Origin of the sequence: Aquabacterium sp. CECT 9606, from assembly GCF_918741295.1 — a bacterium.
In the GTDB taxonomy this organism is placed as follows: Bacteria; Pseudomonadota; Gammaproteobacteria; order Burkholderiales; family Burkholderiaceae_C; genus Aquabacterium.
The window spans coordinates 508,149-526,105 of the sequence record NZ_CAKKNB010000004.1 but is presented as its reverse complement, the minus strand read 5'-3'; the positions used below and the strand labels follow the sequence as shown (position 1 = coordinate 526,105).

Below are 17,957 nucleotides of genomic sequence, written 5' to 3'. Positions count from 1 at the left end.
ACACCGTCAACACAACAAACCAGCCGCCGTAAGCTTCCATGACACCCCCGATAAAAAAGGGCCCCGAAGGGCCCGGGCTTGTGCAACAGATCAGCCGCGCATGCCCTTGCGCATCAGGCTGAACACCCAGATGCCGACCATGGCCACGAGGACCAGACCAGCAACGGTTGCACCATCGGTACCGCCTTCAGTGATCGCGGTGGAAACATTGGTGGGAACAGCAGCGTTGGCAACAGAGAGAGCCAGGGCACCAGCGGCAACGAGGCCACGTTGAATGAACTTATTCATTGAGAACTCCATAAAAAAACCGGCATGTTGAAAAAGCCTTGACTGGCCGGCATCAGTCAGGGATCAGAAGAAATTTGTGCAGTCCGCCAAAGCGAGCGGATGACAAGTCGCGCAGCAAAGGCAATAGACCAAGCACCACCAATGAGCCAGGAAATTTCGACACCATCAGCAACTGACAAAGGAGGGAAACCACCGCCGCCAGTACTATCAACAGGTGCGCCGGAGCCAGTACCTGAAGCGGCTAAAAGGTCACGGAATTCAGTGTGGATCACCATCACTTGCCCGTAGCAAGAGGATGGGTCCCAGGCACCGTCGACCGTGTAGACCTTCTGATTCGTATCAGGGTTGTACGAGATCGTGATGCAGGTGGCAGATGGGGCAAGGTCAGCCATGACAACTCAGCAGTGCGTCAAGACAAAACGCGATGAACGGCGTGAAGAACCAGAGCACGCAGAGCACCAACTGCAAAGGCGTAAGCACGGGCAATTCATCAGGCTCAGACTCATCAAAGCCGGGGTGTTCAATGCTCATGGCCGGAACACCGTACGCAAAAAATCGATAAAGCAAACAACCGTATAGAGCCACACCACAAAAGCAAGGCCCCAGAAGATTCCCAGAAGAAGAACGATTGAAAAACTCATGTCAAGTGACCTCTGGAATGTTGACCAAAATGAGTGCATCAAAGGCGGTCAAGGAGCCTCCCCAGACCAATCGCAATCCATGCAACCGGCGTACTTGTCGTTTGACGTGAAAACGAGGTTGTCAGAACCGCAGGTAGGGCAGACAGCAGGGGAAAGAACGGGAGGCGCTTCACAGAGAGTCACGAGGGCTTGAACACCCATCACCAACGGATCAGGGCCATCCACGAATGCGAAGGAGCGCACTACGCGCTGGTGAGTGGGGTTCATAGCGAACCCTTAAGCAGCAGGCCTAGAGGCAGGAGGCTTGCCAGCGGCGTAGGGCTGCAAGCCAGTGAGCACAGCGCCAATCTTGCGGGTCTGCATGTCTGGCTGCAGGGCGAAATGCCCGATGAAATCACCCTCAGTCACCTTGCCCATCAGCGACTTCGGGATTTGCAAAACCCCGACAGAATCCACCTCCCCTGTGTCCTTGAGCAAGAGGCATTCAGCATCTTGCATTTCGTACGGCTTGCCATTCTTTTGGCTAATACCTTTGCGAACCTCGTTCAGCTTCAGGATACGGATGATCGATTGCATGGAAAATCTCCAGGTTAAAAGGCCAGACGGCCAAAGGCACCCAAGCCGCTTAGGACTGGGCTTGTGAAATGAAATAGGAGGAGCGCCAATGCGACTCAAAAACAAACTGGTAGCCATCGCGGGACTGATACTCGCAATGGGAGTCACGCAGAAAGCCATGGGGTCGGAAGCCGAGCACCCAAACGCGCATCTCTTGCGCAAGACCCTTAAGCAGCAGGAAGACGACCGACGTAGCAAGCTCAGCGTGAATGAACGACGCCACTGCGAAAGACTGGATAAGGTTCTGCAAGCGCTTCCCAAACAAAGAACCGAGAACCTTCAAAGAGAAGTCACGACACTCTTTATCGAGATGGGATGCTGATCCCCAACAAACCGCCAACAGTTGCATAATGGTTCCAGATGCCTAACGTATACATTTTGTATACGCATAAGCACGTTATCACAATGGATACGTTATGCAATTGAATACGCTTATTGAGAAAGCCAGTGCAATAGCCGGAAGCGATTACAAGCTGGCGCAATCACTGGGGGTTGAAAGAACCCTCCTCAGCAACTGGAAGAATGGCCACAGAGCATGCCCAGTAGACCTACGAGCTGTGATGGCAAAAATCGCGGGGGAGGACCCCGAGCAAGAACTGCTCGAAGCAATTACAGAGCGCCTAAGCGAAGACCGTAAGACGCGCCTACAAGAGGCATTGAACTGGCGGAAGCGGTGAGATTCGAACTCACGGTAAGGTCGCCCCTACGCTAGTTTTCAAGACTAGAGCCTTAAACCACTCGGCCACACTTCCTGGAAGGCCCGCATTGTAAGCCAAGCCAGGCTTCATTTGCCAGGCTTTTGCGACTGCGGGCAGTCGATCTGGATCAACTCACGCTCTTTGTCGCCAATGCGCACGGCGCTCAACTGGCCGCCCCACACGCAGCCAGTGTCCAGCGACAGCAGCTTGTCCGTGTTGATCAACCCCAAAGTCGACCAATGCCCAAAAGCCACCGGGGTATTGGCCGTTCGTCGCCCCGGCAGCATGAACCAGGGTGCAAACCCTGCAGGAGCCTCGCCAGCACCGTCCTTCGTCGCAAATTCCATGGTGCCATCGGCGGAGCAAAAGCGCAGGCGCGTCAAGCTGTTCACAATGCAACGCCAGCGATCCGCGCCTTGCAAATCGTCTTGCCAGCGATTGGGTTGTGCGCCATACATCACATTGAGGAAGTCGCCAATGTCCGGGCTTTGAAGCATCGCTTCAACCTCACCGGCCAAGGCCACCGTTTGCGCGGCATCCCATTGAGGCACCACGCCCGCATGCACCATCAGCCAGCCGTGCTCCCAAACCGCCATTCGACGGTGGCGCAGCCAGTGCAGCCAGTCTTCGCGGTCGGGGGCCGACAAGATGGCGTCCAGGGTGTCGTTTCTGTGCGGTTTGCGCACACCGTGCGCCACGGCCAGCAGATGCAGATCGTGGTTGCCCAGCAGGCAAACCGCTGAATCACCCAGGCTGCGGAGCCGTTTGAGCACCCCCAATGAATCCGGCCCTCGGTTCACCAAGTCGCCCAAAACGTAGAGCCGGTCCCGCGAGGGAGAGAAGTCAATCGTGGCCAGCAACCGCTCAAGAGGGTCGCAACAGCCTTGCAAGTCGCCAACGATGTAGATCATGGCACCGATTCTGCTACGCTTCGGCGGTGAAAATTGATGGCCCGGCGATGCCCGGCGCCCCACATGGACGTTGCGCTTTTAATTTTTCTGACGATTCTCAACGGCTTGTTCGCCATGTCAGAGATGGCCCTGGCCGCCAGCCGCAAGGCGCGGCTGCAGGTGATGGCTGAAACCGGTGATGCCGGCGCCAAGGTGGCCATGGAGTTGCATGACAACCCCACCCAATTCCTGTCAACAGTGCAAATTGGCATCACATCCATTGGGGTGCTGAACGGCATCGTGGGCGATGCGGCCTTTTCTGGCGGTTTGTCGGTCTGGCTACAAGCCCAGTTTCACCTCAGCGAGCAGGTTTCCGCCATCACGGCCACCGGTTTGGTGGTCATGATCATCACCTTCATCACCATCATTTTTGGCGAGTTGGTGCCAAAACGGGTGGGCCAGATGTACCCGGAGCCTGTGGCCCGCCTGGTGGCGCAGCCCATGAAATGGCTGTCTCGCCTGACCAAACCCTTTGTCTACCTGTTGACCATCTGCACTGAGGGCCTGCTGAAGCTGATGGGCGTGCACGACACAGGCGGCCGTGGCGTGACCGAAGAAGAGATCAACGCCAGCCTGGAAGAAGGCCTGGACGCTGGCGTGATCGAGGCCAACGAGCACCAGATGGTGCGCAATGTGTTCCGCCTGGACGACCGCCAAGTGGGTTCGATGATGATTCCGCGCAGCGACATCGCCTGGCTGAACCTGGAAGCTTCCATGAAGCAGAACCTGGCGATCATCGCGCTGCACGGGCATTCACGCTACCCCGTTTGCCGAGGTGGCCTGGACGATGTGGTGGGCGTGATCACCGCGCAGCAGTTGCTGCACCAGATCACACAGGGCGTGAGCAACGACCTGTCGCAAGGCCTGCAACCGGCCGTGTTCGTGCCCGAAACCTTGTCGGGCATGGAGTTGCTGGACCACTTCCGTGCGTCGTCCGTGCAGATGGTGTTCGTGGTGGACGAATACGGTGAGGTGCAGGGCGTGATCACCTTGCGTGACGTGCTGGAGGCCATCACCGGCGAGTTCACGACACCGCAGGACGAAAACAGTTGGGCGGTACAACGCGCGGACGGCTCGTGGCTGGTCGATGGACTGATCCCCGTGCCGGAACTCAAGGACAGGCTGGGCTTCAAGGCCTTGCCAGACGAGGACCGCGGCCGTTACAACACGCTGGCCGGCATGGTGATGATGCTGCTGGGCCGCTTGCCGCAAACCACCGACACCGTCGAATGGGATGGCTGGCGCTTCGAGGTGGTGGACATGGACGGCAAGCGCATTGACAAGTTGCTAGTCTCACCTTTGCCTGAAGAAGAGGCTTATCAGTCCCAATAGCGCCGGGATCGTTGGCGCCAGCATTCGCCCACGCGAAGGTGCTGCGCCGGATCCAGCTTGAGTGCCTGTGCACGGGCAAGCGGCGCTTCGCTGCTGTTCCACAGAAATGCGCCGCAGGCCGGTGCGGCGACCCTTGCCACCGCCATCTCGTCATAGCGCGCAACAACCTCCGGCGAAGGGTGGCCATAGCCATTGCGTCGCCCGACCTGGACGACGGCTTGCGTCGGGCGCACCGCCTTGAGAAAAGCTTCGGTTGAGGAGGTTTTGCTGCCATGGTGCGGCACGATGAGCACGGTGCTGCGCAGCGTCTCCGCTGCAGCGGCGTCACCTGAAGCTTGAGCCCGCGCCACCACATCGGCTTCTTGTTGGGCTTCGATGTCACCGGCCAGGAACACGCTGGGGGCCTCATGCCCGGGTAAGGGCTTGGCTTGAATCCGCACGGCACAGGACAGGGCATTGGGCGAGAGATCAGCACGTCGCGCGTAGTCTTCTGCGCGGGGATGCACCACCGTGAAATCGACGCCGTCCCATTGCCAATGCTGCCCGGCTTCGCACCGAAGGTGGTGCAAAGGATCGCCATCTACCGTGGCTTGGCGCAAGGGATGCTCATCCTCCAGGGATGAGCGTAACAACCTCACCGGCACCTCTCGCACCACCGAGGCAGCGCCACCCACGTGGTCGGCGTCTCGGTGGCTGATGATCAATTCGTCGAGCTCGGTGACGCCCAAGGCCACCAGCAAGGGCACCACCACGCGCTGGCCAGCGTCGCTCTGATCGCCAACTTTGGGCCCAGCGTCGAACACCATGGCGTGCCGCGCCGTGCGCACCAGCACCGACGTGCCCTGCCCCACGTCCGCAGCCACCACGCTGAACTGGCCAGGCTTTGGCGGAGGCACCAGCGACCACTGAGCGGGCAGAAGCGGCAGCAACAACAAGGCTGGCAGGCCCACCAGTCGCCAACGCCAGGGCACTGGCAGCACCAGGGCGCCAGCGGCAAGAACCACCAGCATCGACAAGCCGGTGGGCAACATGGGCACGTGCGCGGATGCCCATGGCCAGTGGGCCATCCAGGCGAGGGCTTTCACGGTCATGGCCACGCACCACGCGGCCGCACTCCACAGCTTTGGCCAGACCACACCACCCAGGGCCAAAGGCGTGATCACTCCGGTGAACACTGGGATGGCCAGCAAATTGGCCGCGAAACCGACCACCGACACTTGCTGGAAGAACACGGCAGCCAACGGTGTCAATGACAAGGTCGTCAACCACTGCGTGTGCACCATGGAGCGGCCCATGCGAGCGGCACGCCCAGGCAGGGAATCGGCCTCAGGCCTGGGCCCCGAGGCCATCGTTCCGCTGGACATGAGCACGCCCACCGCGACAAATGACAGCCAGAAGCTCGCCTGGCAAAGGGCCCAGGGATCCATCGCAGTGACCACCACCGCCGCAGCGAGCCAGACCGGTGGCCAGGGCCAGGGCCGGCCACCGATTCTCAACAGCGCCCACACGGCCATCATGCAAACCGTGCGCTGAGCGGGCACCCCCCAACCGGCCAACAGGGCATAAGCTGTGGCCACCAGCACGCCACCAAGCAATTGCACGGCCGGCGCGGGCCACACATGCATGAGGCGCGGACTGCGCCGCCACAGCCACGCCAGCCATGTGCTGCCCAGCCAGCCCACCATGGCGATGTGCAAGCCGCTGATGCTGATCAAATGCGCAATGGAAGTTTTTCGGAAGACGTCCCAGTCTTCGCGGTCGATGGCAGATTGGTCACCAACGGTCAATCCGGCCAGCACGCCGGCCTGGCCCACATCGGGCACTTGGCGCTGGATGGCTTCGCGGATGGATTGCCTGAGCCTGTCCACCGCCCCGGCCGACCACCAATGGCTGGGCGATTGCAGCAACTGCGCTCGTTGGCCTTTCTTGATGCGGACCGAACCCGTTGCACGCACACCTTTGTCCAGCAACCACAGTGCGGCGTCGAAGCCACCGGGGTTGCCCGTGGGCACGGGCGGCTGCAGACGCACCGTCCAACGCCAGAGCTGGCCAGCCTGCACTTGCCGCGGCGCGTCCTGCTCCAAGCGCCAATACAACGCCACGCGGCGTGGCATGCCTTGAGCCAGACCGCCGCCTTCGAGCGTCAAGCTTCGCACCGCCACATCAAATCTCAGGCTGTTGCCCTGCAAGGTGGGCATCCCGAGAATCTGGCCTTCCAGCAACAGGTCCTGGTCCTGCCACGATGGCGGCAAGGTTTGTTGCAGGACCTCATGGGCGCGCCACGTGGTGCTGCCCCAGGCCAGCAAGGTACACGCCGCCCACAACAAAGGCCAGGCCGCACGATACTGCCTGTGCCCACGGCCGAGCCAAGCGCTCGCCAACACCATCACCATGGCCAAGGCGCATGCGCCCTGGGCCAAAGTCAGCGCAGTCAAACTGGCTTGCTGCAACTGAAACGCCACACCCACCACCCAGGCGGCCATGGTCATCGTCCACAGGTTCATGCAAACCTGCTGGCGCGACGTGGGCGGGTGTCGTGGGTCATCAAGCGTTCTCGGCAGCTGCTTCTGGAAAGAAGCCGATTGTTGCTGTCAAACGCTGACCCGCAGGCCACTCCAACAGGTGATGGACACGGCGCCCAGCCTGGGTCAGTCGCGTGCCGCCGTATCGATCGATGATGGCGGTGCTGGAACTGGCCTGACCGGTACCGGTGGCTGCCAAGCTGGCGGCATCACCAGGTGCAGAAAGGCCGACCTCAGGTTGGGCGCCTTGAGCATGTCCCGCCCCAGATCAATCCAGGCGTCAAACTCCACCCGTAAAGGGTTGTAGCTGCGCTGTGGTTTGACCAGGCCGTAGCGGATGGGGATGTCATCGCGCTCGGCCACATAAGTGCCAAACAGGCGGTCAAAGATGATCAGCACTCCGCCGTAATTGGCGTCCAGGTACTGGGGATTGCTGGCGTGGTGAACGCGGTGCGCCGAGGGGGTGTTGAACACGTACTCCATCCAGCCAAGCTTGGGGATCCAGGTGGCGTGGATCCAGAACTGGTACAGCAGGTTCAAGGTCAAGGTCTGTGCCACCAGCCTGGGTTCAAAACCCAGCCAGACCAGGGGCGCGAAGAAAATGAAGGTGCCGGTGAGCTTGCCGAACAGGCCGATGCGCACTGCGGCCGTCAGGTTCAGCTCATTGGGCGAGTGGTGCACTGAATGGTTGCACCAGAACCAGCGCACACGGTGAGCGGCTCGGTGAAACCAGTAATAGCAGAACTCCTGGCCCACGAACAGCAACAGCACGGTCTGCCAGCCATCCAGGCGGAGATCGGTGAGGCGGTGCTCGCGCGCCCATTGCGTGACGGGCGTGGACAAGGCCAAGGGCACCATCAGGTTGATGAGGATGCGCAGCACCAAATCCATGAAGGAAATGCCCGAAGCCCGCCAGTCGTAGCGGGCACGTCGGGACAGCACCCACGCCTCAATCAGCGAAGCCAGCACAATTGCTGGCACCACCACGAACAAAAGGATGGCGTCAATCCGGTCGAGCTGGTTGTTCATGAGGTGACCACCCGGCTGGCCTTGTTCAAAGCACCTTGCATGGCCTGCTGCAAAGTCTCGGCGCCAAAGGGCTTGGGCAGCACGGCGATGCCCTCTTCAATGGCGCGGCACAATTCCTTGGTGTAGCCCGTCACCAGCAGCACGGCCAGTGTCGGGTAATCGCGGTGGATCATGGCCGCCAGGTCGATCCCACTGGCCTGCCCTGGCATGATGACATCGCTGATGATCAGGTCCACGCTCTCGTGATGCGCCGACAGCCAAGGCTGCGCGGCATCGGCACTGCCCAGGTGGGTCACTTGGCAACCGAGCATGCGGATCAACTCGCAGGTGGCTTCGGCCACTTCAGGGTTATCTTCGACAAGCAACACCCTGGCCATCAGGGGCGGCACCGTCGCCACTGGCGTCTCGGGTGCGGCTTCGATCTCTGCCAAACGTTCCACGGGCAACCTCATCAGCACCATGGTGCCTTCGCCAAGCTTCGACCGGACCAGCACCTCGCCCTTGGCTTGCACGCAAAAACCGTAGACCTGGCTGAGGCCCAGGCCCGTGCCCTCGCCCGGCGCCTTGGTCGAGAAGAAAGGCTCAAAGATGCGATCGCGGATGGCCTCGGGGATGCCTGTGCCTGTGTCGGTCACCACCAGTTCAACTGCTGGGCCGCTCAGAGAAGACCCCTCGGCCACGAGGTCAACGGTGCTGAGATTGCGCGAACTGATGATCAGTTGGCCACCGCTGGGCATGGCATCTCGCGCGTTGATCACCAGGTTCAGCAAGGCCAACTCCAACTCCGCCGGGTCCACCAACAGCGCAGAGGTGTCGGGATCGAGCTCGATGCTCAACTGAACCGCACCACCCAAGGTGGTTCGGAACAGATCTGCCAGCGCCAGCAAGGTGTCTTGCAGCAAGATGTGTTCGGGCCGGAGGGCTTGGCGGCGAGAAAAAGCCAGCAGCTGCCGCGTGAGCTTCGTGCCGGCTGTCACTGCTCGGTTGATGGCCCCCAATGGCTTGCTCTCTTTCACGTTGGGATACAACTGCCCGATCAGGTAAGCGTTGGTGTTGACCACCATCAGCAGGTTGTTGAAGTCGTGCGCGACGCCGCCCGTGAGTTGCCCCAAGGCTTCAAGTTTTTGTGAGTGCCGCAGCGCTTCTTCCGCCCGCCGTCTTTGCTCCGATTCTTCCTGCAGGCGCCTCACCGCGTTCAGCTCTCGAGAAGCCCGCCGCAACGCCACCGAGGCCACGTAAGCCAGCGCCAATCCAGCCGGGAACGTGGCCGCCGCCAGAACCGCCAGGCGGCTTTGCCATTCGGCCAGCAAGGTGCGTCGGTCAATCGAGGCCTCGACATACACCGAGTACGGCTCCAGCCGCCGCAGAGACACCACCAGGCCGGCGTCGTCGTCCGTGGACTCGAGCATCGCGGCGGGAGGCACATTGGCGCCTGCTTGCGGATAACGGGCCAGGACGGTGCCATCGTTGCGCATCAAGGAGACATTCAAGCCTGGCTCGGACTCGGCCAGCTTTCGGTAGAAGTCGGTGAAGTACTGCGGCAGCAGGGACACCGCCACCACCCCCAGCAAGCCGCCATCCTCCGCCCGGCGGCATCGGCTGACATTGAAAAAAGTGCGGCCCGTCGTGCGCCCGATGGCCAGGTTCGAGATGAACAACCCATCGGAGCGCTTGTCGCAGAAAGCCAGGTAGTCCCGGTCGGTGACATTCAAGTTCTGCGGCACAGGAAACAGTCGGTTGGACACCAGCGGCGTACCATCGGCCCCCCAGACCCAGATGGACCGCACTTGTTTCACCTCAGAGGCGGCTTGCTTGAGCTTGCTGTGCAATGCCTCTTCCTGGGCGCGAATCTCTGCTGCCGACTGCGAGCCCAGCTCATTCAAAATGAAATTGACGATGACGCCGTTGGTTTCGATGACGCGCGAGGCGTGCTCTTGGACAATGGTGGCCGCCCGCTCCACCCGGGCGTGCCCTTCCTGCAAGACTTGGCTGCGGGTGTACCAGGCAATGCTGCAGAAAAACACCACCGGCAGCACCAGCGACATGGCGATCCAAACCCGCAACCACCACAGGGAGTCTTCAGGCCGCCCTGGGGCGTCATCCAGAATTGACTCAGGCCGGCTCACGCCAATGAACCGCTCCAGGAAGAAGACCACCGCCAAGGCGGCCACAAAGAAGATGGCGACGTGAAGCAGGCTGGGGTGAGGATTCAGGCCAGGAATGAGGGCCCACGCCACGCAGCCCACGGCTGTCCAGATCGCAGCCGTTCGCCCGGCCACGGCCTGCACCGCGATCAACGAGGTGAATGCGAGGACAAAAGGAACGGCATCGGCCAGCCAGGGTTGCAGAAGGGCCCGAGTGCCCATGCCCACAAACACGCCTGCCAGCACCACGCCGTACCAGCGCCACGACCTTTTTTCAGCTGAACCACTCAAGCGTTGTCTCCGATACGCCGATCGCCGGGGAATCCATGGCAGTCTACAACCGGTCAGGATATTTGGCCTGTGTCAACATGGCGGTGTGTTGGCTGATGCAAACCCCATGCCCCCTCTCTTGCAAAATCTGCGATCCCGGCTGAGCAAGTTACACGACCTTTTCCACTGGCCGTTGGCCTCGCTGCGCGGCTACCTCACCGCGGTCATCATCGTGGCAACAGTGCCCATGTCGGGTTTGGCCTGTTACCTGGTCGTGCAGGAAACCCTGGCCGGCAACCGGGCGCTGGAAGACAGTTTGCTGCGCACTGCGTCCACCTTCGCGCTCACGGTCGAGCGCGAAATGGTTTCGTCGATTGACGCACTGGCCATCCTTTCCTACTCCGACTCGCTGCAGCGCGACGATGTGGCCGGATTTTTCGCCACCCTCACCGCCCTGCCCAAAATGCGCAGCACCTGGAGCAGCGCCTACCTGGTCGAACTCAATGGTGATGTGGTCTTCAACACCCGCCAACCTCTGGGGAAACCCCTCGAAAAAATCAGCGACCGGTCGGCCCTGGAGCGCCTGATCCGCACCGGCGAACCCGAGGTGACCAGCCTCATGGACGGCCCCAACGGCCAGCGCACCACCGGGGTGTTGGTGCCGGTTTTCATTCAAGGCAAGGTCAAGTATGCCCTGGGGGCCTGGATCACGCCGGCCAACTGGCAAAAGCTGATGAGTGGGGTGACCATCGCGCCCGGTGGGTTCGTGTCAATTTTTGACTCGCGCTTTCAGATCATCGCCCGAAGCCTGGACCCCCAGCACTTTGTCGGCCAGCCGGTTCCACGGGCCGCGCAGCAAGTGATGGGTGACCAGCTCTTTGGGACTCAACGAGCGCAAATGGCGGGCGACAAGAGCACCGAGGTGTATGTGGCCTGGAAGCGCGTCCCCATGGCCGGATGGGGCATTGGCGTGGGTGTACCCGCCGCCCCCATCGACCGCAACCATGCCCGGTCGATCGCCACGGCGTTGGGAGCCGGCATGTTGTCCCTCGCTGCGGGCCTGGCCTTGGCGATGTTGGTGGCCAGGCGCGTGACCAAACCGCTGCAGCAGTTGGCCGTGGGTGGGCCACAAGCTGTGCAACGCCCCAGCGAGGTCCGCGAACTCGCCTTGCTGCAAAGCGCGCTCCGCGTACTGGAATTACAACGTGAACTGGCCCGCGAGCGGCTGCAGGCCAAGGCCGATGAGTTTGAAACCCTGTTCCAGAACAGCCCCATTGGACTGGCCATCGCCCAGGACAAGGATTGCAACAGCGTCTTGCGCAACCCCGCCTTGGCGGCCATGTTCAACGAATTGGAAGGCGGCCACCTGCCGCCCCACCTGGTCCTCAAAGAGGGACGAGAACTGCTGCCTGACGAGCAACCCCTCAAGCACGCCGCGCTGACTGGCGCCAAGACCAGCGACGTCGAACTGGACGTGGTGCACCAGGACGGTCGCACCCTGCGCCTGATCACCCACGCCGTGCCCTTGTACGACCACGCCGGGCAACCACGCGGCGCCATTGGCGCCTACACCGACATCACCGAACGCAAGCGCGCCGAAGAGGCCCTGGTGACTGCCGAGCGCCGCCTGCGTGAAAGCCAGCACATGGTGGAGCTGGCACAGGCCGCTGGCCATGTGGGTTTTTTCGATTACGAGTTCGTGCCCGACCGCACCACCTGGACCTCGGGCATGGCGCCCCTGTTCGGCATCAAGTTGGCCGAGTTCGAGGGAACCTGGGAGGCTTGGGTCAAGCTCATCGACGAGAAGGACCGGCAGCAAGTTCAAGACATCCTGCAAGCCGCCACCAGTCAGAAGCAAGAGCAAGCCGTGTTCGAGTTCCGCACCTGCCCGCCTGACGGAACGGTGCGCTGGCTGTCGGGCCGCGTGGTGCTCAAGTACGACGAATCCGGGCAGCCCTTGCACATGATCGGGGTGATGGTCGATGCCACCCAGCAAAAGTCGGTGGAACTGGCCCGGGCGGAATTCGTGGCACGCGAGCAAGCGGCGCGTGTGGAGGCCGAGAACGCCAACCGCGCCAAGGACGAGTTCCTGGCCATGCTGGGCCACGAGTTGCGCAACCCCTTGGGCGCCATTGCGGCAGCCTCTGAAGTGCTGAACCGCCTGGGCTCTGAGAACCCTGCCGCCCTGAGCGCCCGCCAGATCATCGCCCGCCAGACCCGCCACCTGGCGCGCCTGATGGACGACCTGCTGGACGTGGCCCGCGTGATCACGGGCAAGATCATGCTGACCCGCCATCCGCTGGACCTGGCCCAGGCCACACAGCGCCTGGTGACCACGCTGGAGGTCTCGGGCATGCTCAAGGCGCACACGCTACAAACCGAGCTGGAGGAAGTCTGGGTACAGGCCGATGGCACGCGCATTGAGCAGATCATCTACAACCTGCTGACCAACGCCCTGAAGTACACGCCCGATGGCGGCAGTATCAGGGCCACCGTGCGCAAGGAAGGCGACATGGGCGTGCTGGAGGTATCCGACAGCGGGGTGGGCATGACCGAGCCGCTGCTGTCCCGGGTGTTTGACCTGTTCGTGCAAGGTGACCGATCACTGGACCGCCGGCAAGGCGGCCTGGGCATCGGCCTGACGCTGGTCCGGCGCTTGACCGAGCTGCATGGCGGCCAAGTCGCGGCCCGCAGTGATGGGCACCAACAAGGCAGCACCTTCATCGTTCGCCTGCCATTGGTGGTGCCTGAAAGCGCGGCCCTGCCAAAGCCCGAGAGCACCACGACCAAGAACCGCCATGTGGTGGTGGTCGAGGACAACGAGGATGTCCGAGAAGCTTTGCAGGTGCTGCTGGCCCTGGCCGGACACAGCGTGTTCACTGCAGAAGATGGCGAAGCCGGTGCGCAGTTGGTGATCGACACCCGGCCCGACATCGCCCTGATCGACATTGGCCTGCCCAAGCTGAACGGCTACCAAGCTGCCCAACTCATCCGGCAAGCTGGTTACAAGGGACAGTTGATCGCGCTGTCAGGCTATGGCCAACCCAAGGATGTGGCCCAGGCCCTGGAGGCTGGCTTTGACGCTCACCTGGTCAAGCCGGTGGACCCGTTGGCCCTGGAACAGCTCATGAACAAGGTCTGAGTTTGGGCATGGCCATTGCTGGAATGATTTTGTGCAAGCCGCACGTTTGTCAAACGAAGGAGCACTTTCATGACTCAGCAAAACCAATCCGGTCAAAAGAACTCGCCGAACCAACAGCAAGGTGGCGATCGTCAACAGCAAGCCAATCGTCAGCAGGAGCAAGACAGCAGCCAGCGCCATCAACAAGGCTCTGGCCAAATGGACTCACCCAACAAGAGTCAGTCGCAGCAGGGTGGCCAAGCCAGCCGCAAATCGTCCGACACCAAGACTGACCAGCGCTGACGCGACGCCATGAAAGCCGCTGGGCAAGCCACAAAGGCTGCCCAGCCATGGCACCTCAAAGCATCAACGCGCCAGTCGGCTCAACAACACACCCGCCAGCAAACCAATGGCAAGAGAAGTCAGCGGTTGCTCGCGGATATGGGTGCGGGCACTGTCAAGCCATTCGCTCTCCCATTCACCCAGGGCATCGGTCTTGGCATGCAAAGCATCCACAGCTTGGTTGGCTGCAGACTGAACGCCTTCAACCGCCGGCTTGACCTTGGCCGCCACGGTGTCAATGGCTTCATGGGCTCGTTGTGCCACGCGGTCCACGGTGGCGCCGGAATCAAAAGCGTCGCTGTCCTGAAGCAAGGTTTGCGTTCTGTCATTCATCGAGATTCTCCTGGTTTTGAAAAGACCACTGAATCTGGCAAATGGCATGCCTTGTGCATGGTTTTGGCAAGACAAATGAAAAGTCAGGGTTTGAGGCCAGGAATCGGCAAGATTTTCTGAATCGTGTAAGCGCTGCTGCACTCGGTGGCTGCTTGATTGCCGCCTCGGTTATGCACACACAAAATGAGGAGCACTGCTAGCGCGGTTTGCCATGACGACCCAACAGGTTTCTTCCGCCACCACGCAAGCCCTTGAGCTTGTCATGAGTGAGATGCCATTCCAGCGTTTCACCGAAAGCAGCGACGACGTTTTCTGGCTGGCTGATCTGAAAACCCGGCAACTGCTGTACGTCAACTCCCGCTTCGAACACTTCTGGGGCATTGACGGCGATGCGCTGCTCAAAGATCCTTCGCTGTGGAACCAAGCCGTGGTGGAAGCGGACGCCCATCTTCTGCCCAGCCCATTCTTTGCTGACACCGCAGCCTCCGAGAACTCACTGCGCGAGTACCAGATCATGGATGCCCAAGGCCAGTGCCATTGGATTCGTGACCGGCGTTTCTATGTGCGAGACGCGCATGACCAGGCGGTTCGGGTGGGCGGCATTGCCGAGGACATCACCGAGCGCAAGCAGGCCGAGATCCAGCGCGAGCAAATGCTGCAACGTGAGCAATTGGCGCGCAAGGAGGCCGAGGCGCTGGCCCTGTCCAAGGACGAGTTCCTGGCCGTGGTCACCCACGAGCTTCGCTCTCCCCTGAATGCCTTGCGCGGCTGGGCCCATGTGTTGCGCCGCGCCGGTGAGCTCAGCGCCTTGCAAGAAAAGGCACTGGATGCGATCGACCGCAACACGCAGGCCCAGGCTCGACTGGTGGACGATTTGCTGGACAGCCAGCGCATCCTGCGCGGCACGCTTGAGTTGCAACTGGGGCTGATCAACCTGGCTTCGCTGGTCGATGACACGGTGGCCTCCATGCATGACCAGGCCGCCGCCAAGCGCATCACCCTGGAAGTGAACCATGACAACAGCATTGACGCCGTGTCGGCCGACCTGAACCGATTGCGCCAAGCAGTGACCAACCTGCTGTCCAATGCCATCAAGTTCTCACCCGAGGAGGGCCTCGTCAGCGTGCGCACCCTGCGCCTCAAGCAAGCTGTGGCCATTGAGGTGAAGGACCGCGGGATCGGGCTGGCAGCCACCCAGTTGCCGTTTTTGTTCAATCGCTTTCAGCAAGCCGACAGTTCCAGCACCCGACGGCAAAGTGGGTTGGGACTGGGCTTGTCGCTCGCGCAACAGGTCATTGAATTGCATGGCGGCCGCATCACGGCCCACAGCGAGGGCATGGGGTTGGGCGCCACCTTCACCATCGAACTGCCCGATCAGGCCAAAGCCGTCACGGCCATTTCGTCGCAGCCCCAGGCGTCCTTGAATGCGCTGGCGGGCAAGCGGGTGGTGGTGGTCGAGGACGACCCCGATGGCCGCGAGATCCTTGAACTGCTGCTGCGCGACGCCAATGTCGAGCCACGCAGCTTTGACCGCGCGGCAGGCGCTTATGAGCACCTGGCCCACGCCCCACCCGAAGAACAACCCGATGCCCTGATCTCCGACATCGCCATGCCGGACGAAGATGGCTACGCCTTCATCCAGCGGGTTCGCGAAATGGAAGCGCGCCTGAATCGGCCCCGGATGGTGGCCCTGGCCTTGACGGCCTTCTCCCGGAAAGAGGATCGCCAACGCGCCTTGGCCGCCGGGTTCGACGAGCACGTGGGGAAACCCATCGATTCACAGGTGGTGCTTCAAACCCTGGAGAGTGCGCTGGACAACAAGCGTGCCGCCGCGCCAACATCATGAAAAAAGCGCTCCGAGGAGCGCCTTTTTACCGTCAAGCTGGGTGAGTCCCGGATGGGCGACTCAGGACTGTTGACGACGGCGGTACATGCTGCCCGCAGCCACCAGGCCAGCCAATGTCATGGCCAGGGTGGTGGGTTCTGGAACCGGCGTGGTGGCCGAACTCAGCGAATAAAAGCCGCCGATGGAGCCTGTTGCCTGGCCCACCACGTTGTAGTAGTACTCGCCGGGTGAAGTGAGGTCAAAGTAGTGATAAGTGCTGCCGGTGGTGCCGTCAAAAGTGTAGCTTCCCAGGAAGGTGTCTTCTGCACCGGCTTCCTTGTAAAGCTTGACAGCGCCGTTGGAAATGTTCAGCAAACCTGGCGAACCCAGCGACACCGCCGAGCTCACAACGCTGGAGCTTTCGCCCAGCACAAACTTGAAGATGTCATTGATGTCACCAGCCTCGGACAAATTGCTGCCCAGCTCGAGCGTGCCGTGGGTGCCCCAGTCGGTGGTGTTGGCTTGTGCGTTGAATGCCAGAACGCTGGCAAAGGCGACAGTTAAGAATTTAATGCCCATGTGGATTCCCCCAAATAAAACAAACTCCAATCGAGTTCAGCGATGTATAGAGCAAACCCTGTGCCTGCTTTGCAACAGCGTCTTTGGGCCTGCCATTTGCCTGAAGTGGGGAGAGCCGGGATCAAGGTGAACCCGGCCAAAACCATCGCAGGAGTTGACCATGAACAAAGACCAAGTGTCCGGCCGCGCTGAACAAGTCAAGGGCAAGATCAAGGAGGCCGCGGGCTCTGCAACGGACAACGAGCGCCTGAAGGCACAAGGCAAGGCCGACCAGTTGACAGGCAAAGTCAAGGCAGGCTATGGCGATGCCAAGGAAAAAGTCAAAGACGCCATTGACAAGGCATGAACTTTTGATGGGGGTGGCGACGAGTCATCACCCCCTTTCACGCGTCATTTTTACGGCACCGTCTGCCTGCCATGTCCATGAACAACCTTCCCACCCTTTGGATGTTCCTGGGTCCCGCACCCACGCCATCACCCGTGCCGCCACACACGCCAGCGCCACCGCAAACACCATCGCCCCCACCTGGCCCCGATCTGCCACCACCTGAAGTGGAAGATCCGCCGCCGGACGAAATCAAGATACCCGTGCACGAACCCCCAGTGATGCCCACGCCCATGGCAATGCGCGCCGTCACCCGGACCCCACTGAAATTGGAAACACGCCATGACTTCATCCTCGACCACACCCGAACAAACGCTCTGGAAGCTGATCCGCGACATCCGCTTTGGCATGCTGACCACGCAAGCCGAATCAGGCGATCTTCGTTCGCACCCGCTCACCACGCAAAACCGCAAGGAGGACGAAGGTTCGATCATCTGGTTCTTCGTATCGGCGCGCAGTGAAACCGTGAAAGATGTGCTGGCTCGGCACAAGGTGAACCTGGCTTACGCCTCGCCCGAGGACGACCGATATGTGTCGATCAGCGGTCGCGCGCGCTTGGTCAGTGACCAGCAGAAAAAGCAGGAACTGTGGTCGACCGCGTCGCAGGCCTGGTTTCCCGGCGGTGTCACTGATCCCGATCTGGCCTTGCTGGCCGTGGACATCAGCCAAGCGGAATACTGGGACGTCAAGAGCAGCAAGATGGTTCAATTGCTCAAGATGGCCCAGGCGGCCATCACCGGCAAACCACCCACTCACATGGCTGAACATGAAAAAGTGCAACTGGGCTGACGTCCACTGAGTTTGAGCGGACTTTCTCTTTTTGTCACAATCGGCGCCCGGGGTTCCCTCGGGCGCCTTTGTGTGTCTGCACAATCAATTTTGC

Annotated in this window: 18 protein-coding genes and 1 tRNA gene; 8 read left to right on the top strand and 11 right to left on the bottom strand. The window is 61.1% G+C overall.

Features of this window, described 5'->3' with window-relative positions; all coding sequences use genetic code 11:
* Nucleotides 1–90: 90 nt before the first annotated feature.
* The 4 genes from LQ232_RS19685 to LQ232_RS19670 form a co-directional block, all read right to left on the bottom strand.
* Nucleotides 91–288: a major capsid protein gene (locus tag LQ232_RS19685; protein WP_230182086.1), complete on the bottom strand. Its 198-nt coding sequence runs from the start codon at nt 286–288 to the stop codon at nt 91–93.
* Between the two features lie 56 nt (nt 289–344).
* Nucleotides 345–680 carry a hypothetical protein gene (locus LQ232_RS19680; RefSeq protein WP_230182085.1) on the bottom strand — a complete coding sequence of 112 codons (336 nt, stop codon included), beginning with the start codon at nt 678–680 and terminating at the stop codon, nt 345–347.
* Complete coding sequence (locus tag LQ232_RS19675) at nt 673–819, bottom strand: hypothetical protein (RefSeq protein WP_230182084.1); 147 nt, start codon at nt 817–819, stop codon at nt 673–675. Before LQ232_RS19675 ends, LQ232_RS19680 begins: the two co-directional genes overlap by 8 nt.
* 386 nt (nt 820–1,205) lie before the next feature.
* On the bottom strand, nt 1,206–1,505 hold the full coding sequence (locus LQ232_RS19670; RefSeq protein WP_230182083.1) for a hypothetical protein: 300 nt from the start codon (nt 1,503–1,505) through the stop codon (nt 1,206–1,208).
* Between the two features lie 88 nt (nt 1,506–1,593).
* Between LQ232_RS19670 and LQ232_RS19665 the strand changes: the two genes are divergently transcribed.
* A complete protein-coding gene (locus LQ232_RS19665) occupies nt 1,594–1,866 on the top strand; it encodes a hypothetical protein (protein ID WP_230182082.1) in 273 nt (90 codons plus the stop codon).
* Between the two features lie 94 nt (nt 1,867–1,960).
* Nucleotides 1,961–2,221, top strand: coding sequence for a helix-turn-helix domain-containing protein (locus LQ232_RS19660; RefSeq protein WP_230182081.1), 261 nt, complete (start codon nt 1,961–1,963; stop codon nt 2,219–2,221).
* Here LQ232_RS19660 and LQ232_RS19655 read toward each other — a convergent pair.
* Both LQ232_RS19655 and LQ232_RS19650 read right to left on the bottom strand, forming a co-directional pair.
* Nucleotides 2,207–2,296 (bottom strand) — tRNA-Ser (locus LQ232_RS19655). The genes LQ232_RS19660 and LQ232_RS19655 overlap by 15 nt on opposite strands.
* A 32-nt stretch (nt 2,297–2,328) precedes the next feature.
* A complete protein-coding gene (locus tag LQ232_RS19650) occupies nt 2,329–3,153 on the bottom strand; it encodes a symmetrical bis(5'-nucleosyl)-tetraphosphatase (protein ID WP_230182080.1) in 825 nt (274 codons plus the stop codon).
* A 63-nt stretch (nt 3,154–3,216) separates the two neighbouring features.
* On the opposite strand from LQ232_RS19650, the gene LQ232_RS19645 reads away from it, so the two are divergent.
* Nucleotides 3,217–4,524 (top strand): hemolysin family protein, encoded by a 1,308-nt coding sequence (locus tag LQ232_RS19645; protein WP_230182079.1) that lies wholly within the window; start codon nt 3,217–3,219, stop codon nt 4,522–4,524.
* Here LQ232_RS19645 and LQ232_RS19640 read toward each other — a convergent pair.
* The 3 genes from LQ232_RS19640 to LQ232_RS19630 all read right to left on the bottom strand — a co-directional run bounded on the left by LQ232_RS19640 (nt 4,512) and on the right by LQ232_RS19630 (nt 10,510).
* Nucleotides 4,512–7,028: a DNA internalization-related competence protein ComEC/Rec2 gene (locus LQ232_RS19640; RefSeq protein ID WP_230182078.1), complete on the bottom strand. Its 2,517-nt coding sequence runs from the start codon at nt 7,026–7,028 to the stop codon at nt 4,512–4,514. The genes LQ232_RS19645 and LQ232_RS19640 overlap by 13 nt on opposite strands.
* 144 nt (nt 7,029–7,172) lie before the next feature.
* Nucleotides 7,173–8,075, bottom strand: a complete 903-nt coding sequence (locus tag LQ232_RS19635) for a sterol desaturase family protein (protein ID WP_230182077.1) — start codon at nt 8,073–8,075, stop codon at nt 7,173–7,175.
* Nucleotides 8,072–10,510, bottom strand: coding sequence for a hybrid sensor histidine kinase/response regulator (locus tag LQ232_RS19630; protein ID WP_230182076.1), 2,439 nt, complete (start codon nt 10,508–10,510; stop codon nt 8,072–8,074). The genes LQ232_RS19635 and LQ232_RS19630 overlap by 4 nt, the downstream gene beginning before the upstream one ends.
* Nucleotides 10,511–10,616: 106 nt before the next feature.
* Here LQ232_RS19630 and LQ232_RS19625 point away from each other — a divergent pair, with 106 nt between their 5' ends.
* Together LQ232_RS19625 and LQ232_RS19620 are read left to right on the top strand one after the other, a co-directional pair.
* Nucleotides 10,617–13,631, top strand: a complete 3,015-nt coding sequence (locus tag LQ232_RS19625; RefSeq protein ID WP_230182075.1) for an ATP-binding protein — start codon at nt 10,617–10,619, stop codon at nt 13,629–13,631.
* 69 nt (nt 13,632–13,700) lie between these two features.
* Nucleotides 13,701–13,913 carry a hypothetical protein gene (locus LQ232_RS19620; protein ID WP_230182074.1) on the top strand — a complete coding sequence of 71 codons (213 nt, stop codon included), beginning with the start codon at nt 13,701–13,703 and terminating at the stop codon, nt 13,911–13,913.
* A gap of 63 nt (nt 13,914–13,976) precedes the next feature.
* Here the strand turns inward: LQ232_RS19620 and LQ232_RS19615 are convergent, their stop codons facing one another.
* A complete protein-coding gene (locus LQ232_RS19615; RefSeq protein WP_230182073.1) occupies nt 13,977–14,426 on the bottom strand; it encodes a YqjD family protein in 450 nt (149 codons plus the stop codon).
* Between the two features lie 121 nt (nt 14,427–14,547).
* Here LQ232_RS19615 and LQ232_RS19610 point away from each other — a divergent pair, with 121 nt between their 5' ends.
* Nucleotides 14,548–16,131, top strand: coding sequence for an ATP-binding protein (locus LQ232_RS19610; RefSeq protein ID WP_230182072.1), 1,584 nt, complete (start codon nt 14,548–14,550; stop codon nt 16,129–16,131).
* 60 nt (nt 16,132–16,191) lie between these two features.
* On the opposite strand, the gene LQ232_RS19605 is transcribed toward LQ232_RS19610, so the two are convergent.
* On the bottom strand, nt 16,192–16,689 hold the full coding sequence (locus LQ232_RS19605) for an FxDxF family PEP-CTERM protein (RefSeq protein ID WP_230182071.1): 498 nt from the start codon (nt 16,687–16,689) through the stop codon (nt 16,192–16,194).
* A 160-nt stretch (nt 16,690–16,849) separates the two neighbouring features.
* On the opposite strand from LQ232_RS19605, the gene LQ232_RS19600 reads away from it, so the two are divergent.
* Nucleotides 16,850–17,035, top strand: coding sequence for a CsbD family protein (locus LQ232_RS19600; RefSeq protein WP_230182070.1), 186 nt, complete (start codon nt 16,850–16,852; stop codon nt 17,033–17,035).
* A gap of 321 nt (nt 17,036–17,356) precedes the next feature.
* Nucleotides 17,357–17,863, top strand: a complete 507-nt coding sequence (locus tag LQ232_RS19595) for a pyridoxamine 5'-phosphate oxidase family protein (protein WP_230182069.1) — start codon at nt 17,357–17,359, stop codon at nt 17,861–17,863.
* Nucleotides 17,864–17,957 lie beyond the last annotated feature (94 nt).